This window comes from Heyndrickxia sp. FSL K6-6286 (assembly GCF_038630395.1).
Lineage (GTDB): Bacteria > Bacillota > Bacilli > Bacillales > Bacillaceae_C > Heyndrickxia > Heyndrickxia oleronia.
The window spans coordinates 1014261-1030811 of the sequence record NZ_CP152029.1; the positions used below are offsets into that span (position 1 = coordinate 1014261).

Below are 16551 nucleotides of genomic sequence, written 5' to 3' on the forward strand. Positions count from 1 at the left end.
ATGCAGCCGACTCAATCGAACATTCAGTCAGGTAAAGATATTAAGCCATATAGCAAAGCACGAAAACCCCTTAATAAACGCAAAATCATCCGGTATGTTGTATCCTATTTCTTTCTAATTATTGTAGCAGTAATAATGATCGTGCCTTTTCTGTGGTCTGTTTCAACTGCATTAAAAGGTCAAAATGAAACAATATTTTCCTTTCCTCCACAGTTTATTCCTGAACATATTACTCTTGAAAACTTTGTGAAGGTATGGAATACAATTCCCATTGGTCGTTATCTATGGAATAGTACAGTTTTAGCTTTTTGGGGTGTTGTTTTGCCTTTATTATTTTGCTCTTTAGCAGCTTTTCCATTGGCACGAATGAATTTCAAAGGAAAAAATATCGTATTTCTCACAATACTAGGAACGATGATGATTCCTGGAGAGGTGACAATGATACCAATCTATATCATCTTGCAAAAACTTCACCTGATTGGATCATATACAGGGGTTATTTTACCAGGAGCTGTTTCGGCATTTGGAATATTTCTGATGAGGCAAGCATTTATGGGGATTCCAAAGGAAATAGATGAATCTGCCATTATGGATGGGGCATCAACTCTGCAAATTTGGTGGCATATTATGATGCCAATGGTCAAACCAATGTTGGCAACACTTGCGATACTAAGCTTTATCGGATCATGGAATAGTTTCTTATGGCCACTTCTCGTATTGCAGGATCCAAATACGTATCCTTTAACAATCGGACTATATGATTTGAAGGGAGCATTTGTATCAGATACGAGATTAGTATCTGCAGGAGCTATCATCGCTCTTATTCCTATTTTAGTTGTATTTATCGCATTTCAAAACTACTTTATTAAAGGTGCATACAGCAGTGCAGTAAAGGGATAACAATCTTGGTGAATGAATAAGAGGTGAAATGATGGAAAAACAAACATTCCTAGATTTAATCAAAGGAAAATTAATCGTATCATGTCAGGCATTAGAGGATGAACCATTACATGGTTCTGAATATATGGCGAAAATGGGTCTTGCAGCTAAAATAGGCGGTGCCGTTGCCATACGTGCAAATGGGAAAGAAGATATTATTGCAATCAAGAAATTAACAGGTCTACCAACTATCGGAATCATAAAGCGGAATTATTCGGGTAGTGAAATTTTTATTACTCCTACTCTAAAAGAAGTAGAAGAACTCATTGAATCAGGAGCGGATGTCATTACCCTTGATGCAACAGCAAGAATGAGACCGAATGGGATTACTTTACATGAAATGATTACTTTTATTAGGGAAAATAGCAATAGCCTTGTGATGGCTGATGTTTCGACGGTTGAAGAAGGAGTAATAGCAGTCGAGGAGGGGTGTGATCTAATTTCTACAACTCTATCAGGCTATACCTCCTATAGTCCAAAATTAGATGGTCCAGATTTTTCTTTAATAAAAGAACTCACTTCATCCTTTGATGTTCCAGTTGTTGCCGAGGGGAGAATTTCAACACCAGAAGAGGCAGTGATGGCATTTAAGCAGGGGGCTCATTCGGTCGTAGTAGGAACGGCGATTACAAGGCCACAGGTTTTAACAAAAAGGTTTGTAGAGAGCTTGGAAAAAAATAGTCTTAACATAATGTCTTGAATCAGAAAATAGTTTCAAACAAATCTTATTAATGAGGAGTGTTTCTTTTGCCATATTTTCAACCGAACCAAGAAGCATTTAATTTTCTCAAACAGATGATTCTTGTAGGTGGAAATGTCGATAATCCTTGGGGAAAAGATGATTTTTTGCATTATGTTACTCATTTGGATAAGCAGGGGAAGTCAGATGATTGGATGTTTGATAGTTTTGCCTTTTGGCATTTTAAGTCCCCGAAGGGAGGATATCTTTATTCAGATGTGAATATTGGTACAACTAAGAATGGAGAAGGGAATTTTTATGCAGTCCCTGCCCCTAACCCTGGAAATTTAGCAGACTGGGAGGCGATTATTGATTGGTATTTTATGCCTGATGTTTTCGCAGATGCCCTTAATCAAGCAATTAATGCGGGAATTGAGACGCTTGGATCACCTAAACATAAGCGCAATTTAATTATTACGATTCCTTATCCGGGTCCATTACAATCAAAATTTGGAACCATTGATGGAGCTCCATTGAATTTTAGTGTTCAAGGACAGAATTTACAGCATGCAACAGAAGCTCGTTTAGTCGCTTGTAAATGGTTTATAGATAGAGTGATAGAAAGATTTTCGCAGCAAAACTATGAACATCTTCATTTATTAGGATTTTATTGGACATTTGAGACAATACATAGAAGCTGGGATATTGATGATCATTGGCTGTTGAAGGAACTATATCAATACATCGAACAACAAGGTAAAAAGTTCTTTTGGATTCCTTTTTATAGCTCATATAATATTCATCAGCTGGATAACTATCAGGACTATTATTTCCATTCTGCTTTTCTCCAGCCTAATTATATGTTTTATAAAGACTTTACTGGTGTAAAGGATGCTGCAAAGGCAGCAGAGGAAAGGAATGCAGGGGTTGAAATGGAATTCTATACTGCGAATAACGAATCAATGGCAGAGAAAGCGGAACGATTAAAACGATTTGATTGTTATTTAGAGGGAGGGATTCTTCATAAATATATGAAGGAATCGGCTATTGCTTGGTTTGATGGAGGAAAGGCATTATACAGAATCTATCATGGCTCAGATGAAAAAGAAAGAGAATATTATGACAAAATTTATCAATTTGTAAATGGAAGCTACACGTTATCGTAGGCTAAACTACGAAAAGGAAAGGAAAAAAATGAATACAAAAACAATCTCTAATCCAATCATACTCATTTCAACCATTTATAAGTCATTAACTAAAGCAGAACAAAAGGTGGCTGACTTTGTGATTGCGGATACGCAAGAAACCGTCTATTCATCGGTAACGGATCTTGCGGAAAAGTCAGGAGTAGGAGAAACAACCGTCATTCGCTTTTGCAGGAAGCTAGGGTATCGCGGATACCAAGAATTTAAACTGGCAATTGCCCAAAATCTTGCAGACCCAGATGAACAAGTACATGGAAAAATTGAGGAAAATGATAATATTGAAACGATCTTGAAAAAAATTACCTCGCAAAATGTTCAAACATTGGAGAGTACCCTCCAATTATTAGAATCACAAAAACTTGATAAAGCTGTCGAAGCCATTATGTCGGCGAATAAGCTATACTTTTTTGGAGTCGGCTCCTCTGGGCTTACAGCTTTTGATGGAAAATATCGATTTATGAGGTTGGGGTATCATGTAGAACAATCATCAGACTCCCATATTATGGCGATGAATGCAGCTCTTGTCTCAAAAAACGATGTTGTCTTTGGTATTTCAACCTCAGGGAGCACGAAGGATGTTGTGGATGCAATAGCCATAGCAAAGGAAAATAACGCTTTTATCATTTGTATTACAAACCATGCTAAATCGCCGATTACTCAATATGCGGATGTTATCTTACTAGCTGCCTCGAAGGAAACTCCACTACAGGGTGGGGCTTTTGCATCAAAAATTGCCCAGTTACATTTACTAGATGTTTTAACAACCATTATCGTATTAAAGCAAAAGGAAAAAACCTTCCAATCAATTGAGAAGACCGCAAAGGCGGTATTGGATAAGATGTACTGATAATTTGGAATGGATTAAGGTCTTCAATCGATAGTTATTCGTGTAATTTATCCAGTTAGCAATAGAGGAATATTTATTGAAAAGGGGATATGTATGAAAACAAGTGTTAGTATGTATAGTTTACACCGGTATGTGAAACAAGAAAATCTTGATGTGTTTGGGTTTATTCAATATGCGGCTGCCATTGGTGTAGATGGGGTTGAATTATTAGATATATATTGGAAAAACGAACAAGAAGAAATCCCGCAAGTTCTTTCCTTATTAGCTGAGAATAACCTCCAAGTAAGTGCTTATGATATAACAAATAATTTTGTTAAGCCGGATGAAAAGGAGAGGCAACATGAAATAAATAGAGTTCATCAGGCGATTGATATTGCAAAGGAATTAAATACAAATGTTGTTCGAATATTTAGTGGGGATATTTTAGAGGGGGTTCCTTTTGAACAAGGGAAAGAGTGGATCATTGAATGTTTAAAAGAATGTGCAACATATGCTGAACGGCAAGGTGTGATTTTAGGTATTGAAAACCATGGATATTTTGCAGGACGTAGTGAGCAAATTATAGAATTAATTCATACTGTGAATTCACCGAATATTCTTAGCACTCTTGATACAGGTAACTTTCTATTAGTTGATGAGAATCCCAATGATGCTGTTACAAAAGTTAAACAATATGTAGCCCATGTTCATTTTAAAGATTTCATAAAAATGAGCAGTGATTATGATGGCCCTGCCTTTAAATCGTTATCGGGTAACAAGTTTTTAGGAACTGTAGCTGGTGAGGGAAATGTTGATCTCAACCATGTGATTTCTGAATTAAAAAACGTGGGGTATACTGGTTGGTTATCTGTTGAGTTTGAAGGGACAGAAGATCCTAAAGTAGGATCAGAGAAATCGGTAAGTAATTTGAAGAAATTACTACCAGCTAGAACATAAGACACTTAATGTGAAGGGGAGTTCCCATAATAGGTACTTCCCATATTATCTTTTTAGAAATGGGAGGAGCCCAATTGTTTAAACCAGACAGTAAATTATATAGAATCATGGAGTTCATCGGAAACTTTTGTTTACTAAATATTTTATGGATCATCTGCTCACTCCCGTTAATTACAATTTTTGCATCAACCACAGCCATGTATGGAGTGATTAGGGATTGGTCGAAAAATGATGATCCCGCCATAATAAAAACATTTTTTTTAAATTTTAAAAAGTATTTTATGAAAAGTTTGATCATTGGTATTTTACAAAGTCTTATTATGATTATTCTAGTGAGTGATTTCTTGTTCGTTTGGAATATGGATGGAACACTTAAATACATCTTATTCCCGCTGTTTATTATAATCGGTCTCTTTTTTCTATTTATTTCATCTTATCTTTATCCTTTAGTTGTTGATGATGATCGATCACTTAAACAGCTGATCAAGCAATCTGTTTATTTAGCGGTTACTCGACCTGCATATCCAACAATGGTTCTGTTATTTGCTAGTATCGCTGTTCTTATTTGTACATATATTCATGTTCTACCAATATTATTTGCCTTTAGTATTACAGGCCTCATACATTACCAAATTATTCAGCGGGCGCTAGGGAAGAAGGATAATACGAGTATAAGAGTTTGGAAAGGAGTTTGATGATGAAGGTTGTTTATTTACCACTTGATGAGAGGCCATGTAATTTAAAATATCCGCAGCAATTAGCGGCAGCTACGGATATTCAACTTTTTACCCCTTCAAAACAAATATTGGGTAGAAAGAAGAATCCTGCCAAGTTTGAGGATATTCGAAGCTGGCTATTACGAGAAACGAAAGAAGCAACACATCTTATCCTCTCTTTAGACATGCTCGTTTATGGTGGAATTGTACCATCGAGATTGCATCAGTTAACGGATGAGGAATGTGTAGCGCGCTTAGATGTAATAAAGGAAATAAAGCAGCAAAACCAAAGGATCATTATTTATGCATTTAATCTAATTATGAGGGTTCCAAGTTATAACAGCAGTGATGAGGAACCAGATTATTATGCGATATATGGTGAACGAATCTCTCACTACGGAAAATTATTAGATAAGAAGGGAAGAGGGGAGCTACTAGAACAGGAAAGCGAGGACTTTATTCTTCTAAAGCAAGAGATACCTGTTGAAATTCTTAAGGATTTTACTAATAGACGAAGGACTAACTCTGCTACGAATTTAGTGGCTATTGATTTAGTCCAAATAGGGCTAATTGATTTTTTAATCTTTCCTCTTGATGATAATGCGGAGTATGGATTTAGTGCGATGGAGCAAAGTGATTTATTGTTTAAAGTGGAACAGCTCCAATTAATGGATCGAATCGCTATCTATCCTGGTGCCGATGAAATTGGCTGTACGTTATTTTCAAAAGTATTTTGTGAGATTCATCAGTACACACCGGCCCTTTATGTAAGATATTCATCTACAAATGGTCCCTTTATTATTCCGAAATATGAGGATCGAAGTCTACAGGAAAGCATAAAATCCCATTTAACTGCAAGTGGCGCGGTCATGGTGGATCATTCATTAGATGCTGATGCAGTTTTGTTCACCCATTCGCCAGCTGTTGGTCAATCAGGGATGGCAGAACCGAATCAGCTTTTCAGTGAAAGACATCGGTCCTATTTTTCCGAAATCAATTACAGAGAATTTATTCAAGCTATGCAATTCTATCTTTCTAAGAATATGGTTGTAGGAATTGCGGATGTGGCTACCTGTAATGGCAGTGATCAAACGCTCATGTATATGCTTAAAAAACAAGGATTACTTGAAAAAATTAGCGCTTATGCAGGTTGGAATACCTCTGGAAATTCCCTCGGTACGGTTATTGCACATACAATCATAGAGTCCTATTATCATAAAATGATTGATTATGAGAGGATTGCAAAGAGTCGAGAATTTTATTATTCAAGACTTGTCGAGGATTGGGGATATCAAACGATTGTGAGAAAGCAGGTTGCAACCAATGATATTCCGCGTTTAGGCTGTACATATTTTGATATATCCAGCCAATTAGAGGTGATTCAATCCATAATAAAGCAGAAGCTAGAGCAGTTTATAAAGGAGAATCTGTCCAATCCTGCTGAAGGTAGATTAAAACTAGAGAATGTTACTTCTCCTTGGAAGCGAATGTTTGAAGTGGACTTTCATTTATCTTATGTCATGGAAAAGATTGTTTAAGCAGTTTGAAAAATTGGTATTTCTGAGAGGTGAGGAAACATGGCACAGGAAAAGGACGCAGATATTATTATAATTGGCAGTGGAATAGGTGGTTGTGCTGCAGCACTTGCCGCCGCCCAAATGGGGAAAAAGGTTATTATGACGGAAGAAACAGATTGGATTGGTGGACAGCTTACAAGTCAAGCTGTTCCTCCGGACGAACATAAATGGATCGAATACTTTGGATGTACAACGACCTATAGAAAGTTTCGGAATCGGGTGAGGGAGTATTATCGACGTCATTACCCACTAACAGAGGCCGCAAGAAAAGATGAAGTTTTTAATCCAGGGAATGCTTGGGTCAGTAGGATCGCACATGAACCAAGAGTAGCTCTTGCGGTTCTTTATGATATGTTGGCCCCGTATATCAGCAACGCACAAATTACTATTATGCTAAATTATTGTTTGACTCGTGCGGAGGTTGAGGGGGATATTGTTAAATCGGTTCACGTACAGAATCAAAAAAATAAGGAAATATTTATATTAAGTGGTAAATACTTTTTAGATGCAACAGAATGTGGTGACATGCTTCCTATGACTGGCACGGAGTATGTAACAGGGGCTGAAGCAAAATCAGAAACGGGTGAGCCACATGCTCTTGATGGGGCGCCTATTCCATTAGATATGCAATCCATCACCCATTGTTTTATCGTTGATTATATCGAAGGTGGAAATTTTACGATTGAAAAACCAAAGCAATATGATTTTTGGAAAAATTATCATGCTGATTTTATGAGCCATAAATTACTAAGTTGGTATGGGGTTGATGGAGTAACAGGTCAATCTAAAAAATTCGGCATGTTTCCTGGTAAGCATATTTCATTATGGGATTATCGGAGGATCATTGATCGCAACCATTTTCAGCCAAATAGATACGAAGGGGATATTTCCATTATTAATTGGCCACAAAATGATTATTGGCTAGGTCCGATCATTGATGTCAGTCATGAGGAAAAGATCAAACATTTAGAAGGAGCGAAACAGTTAAGCCTCTCCCTTTTATATTGGTTACAAACGGAGGCGCCTAGGGATGATGGTGGCATTGGTTACCCTGGTTTAAGACTAAGAAAAGATATGGTAGGTACGGAAGATGGTTTAGCTATGCATCCCTATATTCGGGAATCAAGAAGAATTAAGGCGGAATTTACTGTATTGGAACAACATATTAGTGTGGAGAGCCGTGGTGATAAAGGTATCACGATATTCCCTGATTCAATTGGAGTAGGCTGGTATTATATTGATTTACATCCAACAGTTGTTACGAATACTACCTGCTATGTACCGAGCTATCCTTTTCAAATTCCATTAGGCAGTCTTATACCTATACGGATGAATAATTTATTGCCGGCTTGTAAAAACATTGGAGCTACACATTTAACAAATGGATGCTTCCGGCTTCATCCTGTTGAGTGGAATATTGGAGAATCAGCAGGCTATTTAGCAGCTTATTCGATTGAAAAAGGAATCCTGCCTAGGGACGTTCGAAACAATGAAGAATTACTTACTGAGTTTCAACAATTATTAGTTCGTCAGGGAATTGAATTAGATTGGCCAAGAATTGATGGAGCCCATGTGAAATAGTGTGGTGTAGTATGTGGGGAGTTTTTTCAATAATCTAATAAGGTTTTTGTTTAAAAAATACTCGACAATAGAATAAAGGTGAATTGGGTATTGAAAGCGAAATTATTCCTACTCAGCTGAAAATGTGTGAAAAGGGAAATGAAGAAAAATCGTGGGTTACATGATAATGAACATTTCGCGGCGAAAAAGATAGGAGGCATAAGAAATGAAGCTTGCAATCATCGGGACAGGAAGTCAATGTCAGCAACATTTGAGAGCATGGTTAACATTTAGAGAAGTCACAGTTGTAGGGATTATTACGCAGGATTCGACCTTACAGCAGGAGGCAGAGGAAAATGGGATTACAATTTATAATCGATTAGAATCACTCATTCAATATACAGATGTGGATGTTATTGATATAGCAACACCGGTTAGAAGCCCCTTAGAGTTAGTGACTATAGCAGCGGAAGCTAATATTCATGTGATTTATGGAACATTAGCTGCAATTAATAGTAATGAAGTAAGTAAGATGATTTCAGTTTGCATGAAACATAAAGTACAGCTTTTAATGGGAAATACATACCGTCACACACCTGAATTTATTCAGGCAAGACATCAAATTAACAAGGGATTGATTGGAAAAACAGGTGTTATTCGAATAAGGAGTGGAGTCCCGTATCCAAACAATGATGATCAAATAAATATAGATCGTAATTTATTTAATGAGGTGGGCTTACCTCATTTCGATTGGCTACGTTGGACATTTGGTGAGGCAGAAATGGTGATGTCAAGACGTGTAAATTATTCAGATATCGAGGGTACTCCCATCGAATATGGTTTTGTCACATTGCGTATGACAGATGGAACAATCGCTTATTTGGAATGTTCTTGGTCTGATTATGCACAGCATACTTCCTTTGAATTGACAGGAAACAAAGGAATGATTACATATGATAGTCAGGACAATAATCCACTGCTTTTACAAAATCATTCAAGCGCTTCAATAGAGTATAAGAAGGAAGGCGTGGATACCCATATTTTTCGTCATTACCTGCAATGTCTACTTGGGAATGAAAAGCCGGCTATGTCAGCAGAGGATGTAATGAAGGCATTGCAACTAGCAGATGCGGCGAATCAATCAGTTGCACAAGGACAGCCTGTTTTTCTTTCAAAAGGAGTGGAATGTCTATGAAAATAGGAATCATTAGTTTTGCACATATGCACGCCATAACCTATGCCAATTATGTCCAGCAACATCCAAATGCTGAATTATCTTATATTTGGGATGAGGATGAAAAACGTGGGAAAGAAATGGCTACAAAGTTTCATTGTGTTTATATAAGCGATATTCATTCTTTTTTGAAAACGGATATTGAAGCGGTCATTATTTGTTCGGAAAATGCCAAACATAAAGAGCATGTCGTTTATGCGGCTGAGGCAAACAAGCATATTTTATGTGAGAAACCGCTCGCAACTGAAATTAGTGATGCAAAAGAGATGATTCAAGCATGTGAACAGGCGGGTGTCATCCTTCAAGTGGCCTATCCAGTTCGCTTTGCTCCTGCTGTAGTAAAGGCGAAGGAAATAATTGATCAAGGCGATATTGGGGAAGTAATTGCAATCAGCGGGACCAATCACGGACAAATGCCTGGTGGATGGTTTATCGAAAAAGCTCTTTCTGGAGGTGGTGCAGCAACAGACCATATCGTTCATATAATGGATGTCATTCGTTGGATTTTAAAGGACGAGGTAAAGAATGTATATGCTGAGTTTGATACAAGATTTTATGATATTGACGTAGAGGATTGTGGCATAGTCACACTTGAGCTTAAATCTGGTGTCATCGTTTCCATTGATCCGAGCTGGTCGAGACCGAAAACATTTCCTACTTGGGGTGATGTTACAATCCACTTTATTGGCACAAAAGGAAATCTATATGTGGATGCTTTCAAGCAGCATGCTACCTATTTTAATGATCATGATGGTAAAATACAGCATTTACCGTTAGCAGAGGATATGGATGAAAAACTGATCAATGATTTTATATCCTGTGTCCAAGAACAAAGAGAGCCATCCATCACTGGATTGGATGGACTTCGCACATTAGAAGTTGTAAAAGCGGCTTATGAATCCAACCGCAAAAAACAGGTCGTTCGTTTAGAAACTATATATAGTTGAAAGGGGAAGGGATATGTCAAAAAAACTAAAAATAGGTGTGATCGGCACAGGTTCAATTTCAGATTCACATCTTCGCTCTTATCAAAATAATGAAAATGCTGATATTTATGCTATATGTGACTTTAATGAAGAAAGAGCAAAGGCAAAGGCTGCAGCTTTTCAGGCAGAAAAAACGTATACGAATCATTTAGATCTTTTAAAAGATGCTGAACTAGACGCGGTGAGTATTTGTACATGGAATAATACACATGCTGAAATTGCTATTGATGCTTTGAATGCCGGTAAACATGTATTAGTGGAAAAACCATTAACGACAAGTGTTGAAAAAGCATTAAAGGTTGAAGAAGCAGTGAAACGGAGTGGGAAAAACCTGCAGGTTGGTTTTGTAAGAAGATATGCAACGAATACGAAAATCATAAAAAATTTTATTGATCATGGTGAATTAGGTGAAATTTACTTTGCAAAAGCGACTTGTATTCGAAGATTAGGAAACCCGGGTGGCTGGTTTGCTGATAAAGAAAGATCAGGTGGCGGTCCATTAATCGATATAGGTGTTCATGTGATTGATATTCTTTGGTATTTGATGGGCTGTCCAAAAGTTAAATCAATTAGCGGAAATACGTATTCGAAGTTAGGGAACCGGTCGAATATAGAAAATCTATCATTCTACAAAGCAGCAGACTATGATCCTAGTAAAAATAATGTAGAGGATATGGCAAACGCGATGATTCGCTTTGAAAATGGAGCGTCGATGTTAGTCGATGTAAGTTTCACTCTCCATGCGAAAAAGGATGAAATCGCGGTCAAGCTTTTTGGAACAAAGGGCGGAGCTGAAATTGAACCAGAGCTCTCCATTATTTCAGAAAAACATAATACAATTTTGAATATCACTCCACAGGTTGACAATCTATCCTTTGATTTTGTCAAAGGCTTTCAAAACGAAATTGATCATTTTGTCAATGTATGTTTAGGGGAAAAAGAAACATTAAGTCCAGTCCAGCATGGAGTAGAAATGATGAAAATATTATGTGGAATATATGAATCAAGTGAAAAAGGGAAAGAAATCTATTTTAATTAATCTTCAACCTATTTAATTAAATAGGGGATATAGAAAAAGCCACAAAAAAGAACAAGGCTGTACGAAAGAGATTCAACTTTCGACAGTCTTCTTTATTTTAGTTTTCATTCACTTCTAAAGGTGGAGTCAGTCCCGCAATGTCCAATGCCAGCGTCTATTTGAGGTGGTTGCTCTTTTTCTGCCGACCAAAATACCTGCAAAATAGGTAAAGTTATACTACAATTAAAGAAAGGATAAGAATAGAAAGGAAGATATTATTGGACAATCAAGCCATTCATCCAGATATCCGCTTAATCGCACTCGACATGGACGGAACCTTACTTACTAATCAACAAGAAGTATCGAAAGAAAATAAAGAAGCCATTTCAAGAGCAAAGGAAATGGGAATACATATTGTCTTAACGACTGGTAGAAACTTTACGACCGCTCATCCATATGCAGAGGAGTTGAAACTAGATTCTTATATGGTAACAGTGAATGGAGGAGAAATATGGGATCCTTCATGTGAATTAATAGAAAGAAATTTTCTCCAAATAGACGATGTACAAAGAATGTGGGAATTAGCTAAACAATACAAAACCTATTTCTGGGCAATTACTCCTGAGCATATTTATCGAGAAGGATTCCCTAATGAAATGGATATTTCAGAGCATAAATGGTTAAAATTTGGTTTTGATGTTAAAGATGATGTCATTCGTCACACTTTATTAGAAGAACTAACGAACCGAAAACTTCAAGTAACCAATTCTAGTCCGACGAATCTAGAGGTAAATCCTTATGGAGTGAGTAAAGCGAGAGGCTTAGAAAAGGTTTGTTCTAGGATCGGGATTACAATGGAAAATGTGATGGCTATGGGAGATAGTCTGAATGATAGCTCAATGATCACAAAAGCGGGTGTAGGTGTGGCGATGGGAAATGCCCAAGAAAAGGTGAAGGAGATGGCTAATTGGGTAACGGCTACAAATGAGGACCACGGTGTAGCAAAAGCAATTCAGCATTGGGTGTTCAATAAGTGATTGCACGTTATAAAATCCATCTTTACTAATAAATGCTAGTTTGAACAAGGAAATAGCGTCCTTTAATGAGGACGCTATCTATTGTTCAGCATGTATTTATTATTTCGATTGATTTAAGTGTGATAAATTAGAAATGATTGATATGGTTTGTCTATATGTTTTATTCCGCTCAGGATCTTGAAGGAAATGTGCAGTAATTCGATCAATTAAAAATAATGCACTTAAGTCCAGACCCGGAGAGAAGTAACCATTTCTTATTGGGTGTATTGTCCATAGTACCTCGTGTGAAAGCGCAGTGAGTGGTGTATCGCCGTAGGCGGTGAAAGAGACAATTTTTACTCCATTTTCTCTTGCTTTTTCAAGTGATACTAAAAGGTCTCTTGTTTGTCCAGAACGAGAAAATGTAAGTAATAGATCCCCTTCCTTTAATAATCCACTCCTAATTACCATCAAATGAGGGTCGGTAACCGCTTCGGAAGCAAACCCCATCCGACTTAAACGGTAGTTTAATTCTTGAGATGCTAAACCGGAACTACCTAATCCATAAATGAAAATCCGATTAGCTTCTTCGATTAATGATAGAACACGTGAAAAGGATTCTTTTCCAGATAAAGACTGTATATCTTGAAACATTTCTTTATATTGATTCTGTAATGTTTCGTCAATGTCATCGCTTTTTGCTGCATGATTTTGCCTAGCAAGCTTTAATTTGAGTTCTACAAAATTACGACAAGATACTTTTTTAGCAAATCTTGTAATTGACGCAACAGAAACTCCTGTTTTACTAGCAATATCTTTAATATGGCTATGGGACGCTTCATCTGGTGATGCTAAGAGGTAATCTGCAATTTGCCTTTCTTTATCTGAAAAGGAAGAGTATCTAGATTGAATATCCTCTAATAGTGAAGACACTTATAGCTCCTTTCTCCTTCGAAAAACAGCGTTATCCCTTTTTTATGACTTCAATAAATCGAGCGGTTATTTGCTGTGGTCTTGAAATGGCACCACCGACAACAACTGAATATGCTCCTAAATCCAATACCTGCTTAGCCATTTCTGGTGTGATAATATTACCTTCTGCAATGACAGGAATGGAAACGGATTGAAGGACTTTTTTTATAAAGTGAAACTCATTATCATATAGTTTACAACCTTTTGTTTCATTTGTGTATCCATATAGAGTAGTTGAGACACAGTCGAATCCAAGTTTTTCAGCATTCACAGCATCTTCAATCGTAGAAATATCAGCCATCAATTGAACATGTGGTCCCTTTTTTCTTATATATGAAACCAATTCTTCTAGTGTTTCTCCCTGCGGTCGTTTCCGGAGAGTTGCATCAAGTGCAATCATCTCACAACCAGTTTCTAGTAAAAGATTTGCCTCGCGCTTTGTTGCAGTAATAAACACATCGCTATCGGAATAATCCTGTTTAATAATACCGATGACAGGTAACTTTACCTCTTGTTTTATCGCAATGATATCTTCCTTCGAGTTAGCACGAATCCCAGCAGCACCGCCTTGCTGTGCTGCTAACGCCATTTTTGCCATAATAAATGAGCTATGAAGTGGTTCGTCTGGAAGTGCTTGGCAAGAAGCAACAAGCCCTTTTTTTATGGTTTCTAACATCAATTATTCGCCTACCATTTCTTCTATTTCATTTTTAATTATAGTTACATCAGGTCCATAAATAACTTGAATTCCTTTTCCCTTTGAAAGAACTCCTTTTGCCCCTGTTTTCTTCAGCATGTTTTCATCAACAGCTGTTTCATTTTTTACCGTTACACGTAAGCGAGTAGCGCAGCAATCAACATTTTCTAAATTCTCTTTCCCGCCTAATGCTTCTACAATCACTTGTGCACGTTCACTTTTATTATTGATAGATACTACTGCTTCACCTTCTTCTTCACGACCAGGTGTTTTAAAGTTGAATTTTTTAATAAAGAAAGTAAAAGTGAAGAAGTAAAGGAAGAGCCAAATGATACCAACTACAGGTACGAGTACCCAATTAGTTTTCGCATTTCCTTGTAATATTCCGAATAAAATAAAATCAATGAAGCCTCCAGAGAAAGTTTGACCAATCGTAATATGAAGAATATGTGCAATCATAAATGCCAATCCATCAAAAAATGCATGTAATACATAAAGAAATGGTGCGACAAATAGGAAAGAAAATTCAAGTGGTTCGGTAATTCCTGTAAGGAAAGAGGTCAAGGCCGCTGAACCCATTAAACCTGCCACAATCTTTTTCTTTTCGGGTTTTGCTGTGCGATAAATTGCATAGGCTGCACCCACTAATCCAAACATCATTGTAATAAAACGTCCAGACATAAAACGGGATGTTCCAATGTAAAATTCTTTTGTATCTGGATCTGCTAATTGAGCAAAGAAAATTCGCTGTGTTCCTTCAATGAGATGACCATCTACTACGAGTGATCCCCCAAGACTTGTTGTCCAAAATGGCATATAAAAAATATGATGTAAGCCAAAAGGCCCTAATAAACGAAGGACAAAGCCATAAATAAATGTTCCTATATAGCCAGTTGCTTCGACTAAACCACCCATTTTAAAAATTCCGCTTTGAATAAATGGCCATACAATAAATAGAACAACACCTAGAATAATTGCAGCAAACGACGAAATAATTGGTACAAATCGTGAACCACTAAAGAAGCCTAAGAATGGTGGTAGCTGGGTTTTATTAAAGCGATTATGAAGCCATGCAGCTACAATACCGACTACAACTCCCCCAAACACACCCGTTTCTAATGACTGGATACCAAGGACCATTCCTTGTCCAGCTGCTGCAGGATTCTCAATATTAATTTTTCCTGTAATTGTAAGAAGTGCAGACATTGTCGCATTCATTACTAAAAAGGCAAGGACTCCAGCTAAACCCGCTGTACCTTTATCAGATTTTGCTAATCCTACCGCAAGTCCAACAGCAAAAAGTAAAGCAAGATTTGCAAATACAATGTTTCCAGCACTAGACATAATCGTAAATACACCTTGAAGCCATGATACATCTAAAAATGGATAGGCTTTAATTGTATTAGGATTGGATAGTGCTCCTCCAATTCCTAGTAAAAGGCCGGCTGCTGGTAATACAGCAATCGGTAACATAAATGATTTACCAAATTGTTGCGCCTTTTCAAAGAAACTATTCATCATGTTACCTCATCGGATGAAAATTATTTACATACACAGTATAAAGTATTACAATATAAAAAATCAACAAAATAATAAACGCTTTCATAATTATAAGAATTCGTAGGAGGGATAATGATGTTTAAATCTTTATTTAAAAAAGTGAATCAATCTATTATATTAAATGCGCCACTAGAAGGAACCTTTGTTTTATTAGAGGAAGTTCCAGATCAAGTATTTTCTGAAAAAATGATGGGCGATGGTGTTGCAATTTTACCTCAAAATAATCGATTGGTATCACCGATAGACGGTGAAGTGGTTGACGTTTTTCCGACAAAGCATGCGATTTCTCTTCGCTCAAATGAAGGTGCAGAGCTATTAATCCATATGGGCTTAGAAACCGTAAATCTAAAAGGTGAAGGTTTTGAAATAAACGTAAAAAATGGGGATAAAATAAGTAAGGGAACTCAGCTAGGTATATTTGATATAGAAAAAATAAAAAAACTAGGCTATGAAGTAATTACACCAATCATTCTGCTTAATGGCGATCACTATGAAATCAGTCACCGAATTCAACAAGGTAAAACAGTGAATCATTCTGATTTAATTATGGAGCTTCGTAAAAAAGGCTAAACGGAATGGAAGCAGAATTTTAGTTGTAGTAACCTAAAA

At 36.9% G+C, this 16551-nt stretch carries 16 protein-coding genes; 13 read left to right on the plus strand and 3 right to left on the minus strand.

Features of this window, described 5'->3' with window-relative positions; genetic code table 11:
* The 12 genes from MHI39_RS05185 (at window position 1) to MHI39_RS05240 (ending at window position 12734) form a co-directional block, all read left to right on the plus strand.
* Window positions 1-900, plus strand: coding sequence for a carbohydrate ABC transporter permease (locus MHI39_RS05185; RefSeq protein WP_058003456.1), 900 nt, complete (start codon window positions 1-3; stop codon window positions 898-900).
* 31 nt (window positions 901-931) lie between these two features.
* Window positions 932-1639, plus strand: coding sequence for an N-acetylmannosamine-6-phosphate 2-epimerase (locus MHI39_RS05190; RefSeq protein WP_071975188.1), 708 nt, complete (start codon window positions 932-934; stop codon window positions 1637-1639).
* Window positions 1640-1686: 47 nt separating this feature from the next.
* A complete protein-coding gene (locus tag MHI39_RS05195) occupies window positions 1687-2784 on the plus strand; it encodes a DUF4855 domain-containing protein (protein WP_278890421.1) in 1098 nt (365 codons plus the stop codon).
* Window positions 2785-2812: 28 nt separating this feature from the next.
* The gene (locus MHI39_RS05200) at window positions 2813-3670 is read left to right on the plus strand and encodes a MurR/RpiR family transcriptional regulator (RefSeq protein WP_058003459.1); all 858 of its coding nucleotides are present in this window, start codon (window positions 2813-2815) and stop codon (window positions 3668-3670) included.
* Between the two features lie 93 nt (window positions 3671-3763).
* Window positions 3764-4606, plus strand: a complete 843-nt coding sequence (locus MHI39_RS05205; protein ID WP_071975186.1) for a sugar phosphate isomerase/epimerase family protein — start codon at window positions 3764-3766, stop codon at window positions 4604-4606.
* A 74-nt stretch (window positions 4607-4680) separates the two neighbouring features.
* Window positions 4681-5301 carry a DUF624 domain-containing protein gene (locus MHI39_RS05210; protein WP_071975185.1) on the plus strand — a complete coding sequence of 207 codons (621 nt, stop codon included), beginning with the start codon at window positions 4681-4683 and terminating at the stop codon, window positions 5299-5301.
* Window positions 5302-5303: 2 nt separating this feature from the next.
* The gene (locus MHI39_RS05215; RefSeq protein WP_139358059.1) at window positions 5304-6860 is read left to right on the plus strand and encodes a DUF4127 family protein; all 1557 of its coding nucleotides are present in this window, start codon (window positions 5304-5306) and stop codon (window positions 6858-6860) included.
* Between the two features lie 39 nt (window positions 6861-6899).
* On the plus strand, window positions 6900-8480 hold the full coding sequence (locus MHI39_RS05220; protein ID WP_278890420.1) for an FAD-dependent oxidoreductase: 1581 nt from the start codon (window positions 6900-6902) through the stop codon (window positions 8478-8480).
* 205 nt (window positions 8481-8685) lie between these two features.
* Window positions 8686-9654: a Gfo/Idh/MocA family oxidoreductase gene (locus MHI39_RS05225; RefSeq protein WP_278890419.1), complete on the plus strand. Its 969-nt coding sequence runs from the start codon at window positions 8686-8688 to the stop codon at window positions 9652-9654.
* Entirely contained in the window at window positions 9651-10640 is a 990-nt protein-coding gene (locus tag MHI39_RS05230) for a Gfo/Idh/MocA family oxidoreductase (RefSeq protein ID WP_259549118.1), read from the plus strand. The genes MHI39_RS05225 and MHI39_RS05230 overlap by 4 nt, the downstream gene beginning before the upstream one ends.
* A 13-nt stretch (window positions 10641-10653) precedes the next feature.
* Window positions 10654-11718 (plus strand): Gfo/Idh/MocA family oxidoreductase, encoded by a 1065-nt coding sequence (locus tag MHI39_RS05235; protein WP_078109364.1) that lies wholly within the window; start codon window positions 10654-10656, stop codon window positions 11716-11718.
* Between the two features lie 305 nt (window positions 11719-12023).
* The gene (locus MHI39_RS05240) at window positions 12024-12734 is read left to right on the plus strand and encodes a Cof-type HAD-IIB family hydrolase (protein ID WP_078109380.1); all 711 of its coding nucleotides are present in this window, start codon (window positions 12024-12026) and stop codon (window positions 12732-12734) included.
* A 99-nt stretch (window positions 12735-12833) separates the two neighbouring features.
* On the opposite strand, the gene MHI39_RS05245 is transcribed toward MHI39_RS05240, so the two are convergent.
* Genes MHI39_RS05245 through ptsG form a run of 3 tightly spaced genes read right to left on the minus strand, consistent with a single transcriptional unit; the run spans window position 12834 to window position 15900 of the window.
* Window positions 12834-13646 carry a MurR/RpiR family transcriptional regulator gene (locus tag MHI39_RS05245; protein WP_071975178.1) on the minus strand — a complete coding sequence of 271 codons (813 nt, stop codon included), beginning with the start codon at window positions 13644-13646 and terminating at the stop codon, window positions 12834-12836.
* Window positions 13647-13677: 31 nt separating this feature from the next.
* Complete coding sequence (locus tag MHI39_RS05250) at window positions 13678-14361, minus strand: N-acetylmannosamine-6-phosphate 2-epimerase (RefSeq protein WP_071975177.1); 684 nt, start codon at window positions 14359-14361, stop codon at window positions 13678-13680.
* Window positions 14362-14364: 3 nt separating this feature from the next.
* Window positions 14365-15900 carry a glucose-specific PTS transporter subunit IIBC gene (gene ptsG / locus MHI39_RS05255; RefSeq protein ID WP_259549125.1) on the minus strand — a complete coding sequence of 512 codons (1536 nt, stop codon included), beginning with the start codon at window positions 15898-15900 and terminating at the stop codon, window positions 14365-14367.
* Window positions 15901-16017: 117 nt separating this feature from the next.
* Between ptsG and MHI39_RS05260 the strand changes: the two genes are divergently transcribed.
* The gene (locus tag MHI39_RS05260) at window positions 16018-16512 is read left to right on the plus strand and encodes a PTS glucose transporter subunit IIA (protein WP_251344797.1); all 495 of its coding nucleotides are present in this window, start codon (window positions 16018-16020) and stop codon (window positions 16510-16512) included.
* Window positions 16513-16551 lie beyond the last annotated feature (39 nt).

Excerpts from the sequence above, each read along its gene's own strand:
- MHI39_RS05230 (WP_259549118.1), top strand. The coding sequence starts at position 9,651 with ATGAAAATAGGAATCATTAGTTTTGCACATATGCACGCCATAACCTAT.
- MHI39_RS05215 (WP_139358059.1), top strand. The coding sequence starts at position 5,304 with ATGAAGGTTGTTTATTTACCACTTGATGAGAGGCCATGTAATTTAAAA.
- MHI39_RS05200 (WP_058003459.1), top strand. The coding sequence starts at position 2,813 with ATGAATACAAAAACAATCTCTAATCCAATCATACTCATTTCAACCATT.
- MHI39_RS05190 (WP_071975188.1), top strand. The coding sequence starts at position 932 with ATGGAAAAACAAACATTCCTAGATTTAATCAAAGGAAAATTAATCGTA.
- MHI39_RS05260 (WP_251344797.1), top strand. The coding sequence starts at position 16,018 with ATGTTTAAATCTTTATTTAAAAAAGTGAATCAATCTATTATATTAAAT.
- MHI39_RS05240 (WP_078109380.1), top strand. The coding sequence starts at position 12,024 with ATGGACGGAACCTTACTTACTAATCAACAAGAAGTATCGAAAGAAAAT.
- MHI39_RS05235 (WP_078109364.1), top strand. The coding sequence starts at position 10,654 with ATGTCAAAAAAACTAAAAATAGGTGTGATCGGCACAGGTTCAATTTCA.
- MHI39_RS05205 (WP_071975186.1), top strand. The coding sequence starts at position 3,764 with ATGAAAACAAGTGTTAGTATGTATAGTTTACACCGGTATGTGAAACAA.
- MHI39_RS05250 (WP_071975177.1), bottom strand. The coding sequence starts at position 14,361 with ATGTTAGAAACCATAAAAAAAGGGCTTGTTGCTTCTTGCCAAGCACTT.
- ptsG (WP_259549125.1), bottom strand. The coding sequence starts at position 15,900 with ATGAATAGTTTCTTTGAAAAGGCGCAACAATTTGGTAAATCATTTATG.
- MHI39_RS05225 (WP_278890419.1), top strand. The coding sequence starts at position 8,686 with ATGAAGCTTGCAATCATCGGGACAGGAAGTCAATGTCAGCAACATTTG.
- MHI39_RS05185 (WP_058003456.1), top strand. The coding sequence starts at position 1 with ATGCAGCCGACTCAATCGAACATTCAGTCAGGTAAAGATATTAAGCCA.
- MHI39_RS05220 (WP_278890420.1), top strand. The coding sequence starts at position 6,900 with ATGGCACAGGAAAAGGACGCAGATATTATTATAATTGGCAGTGGAATA.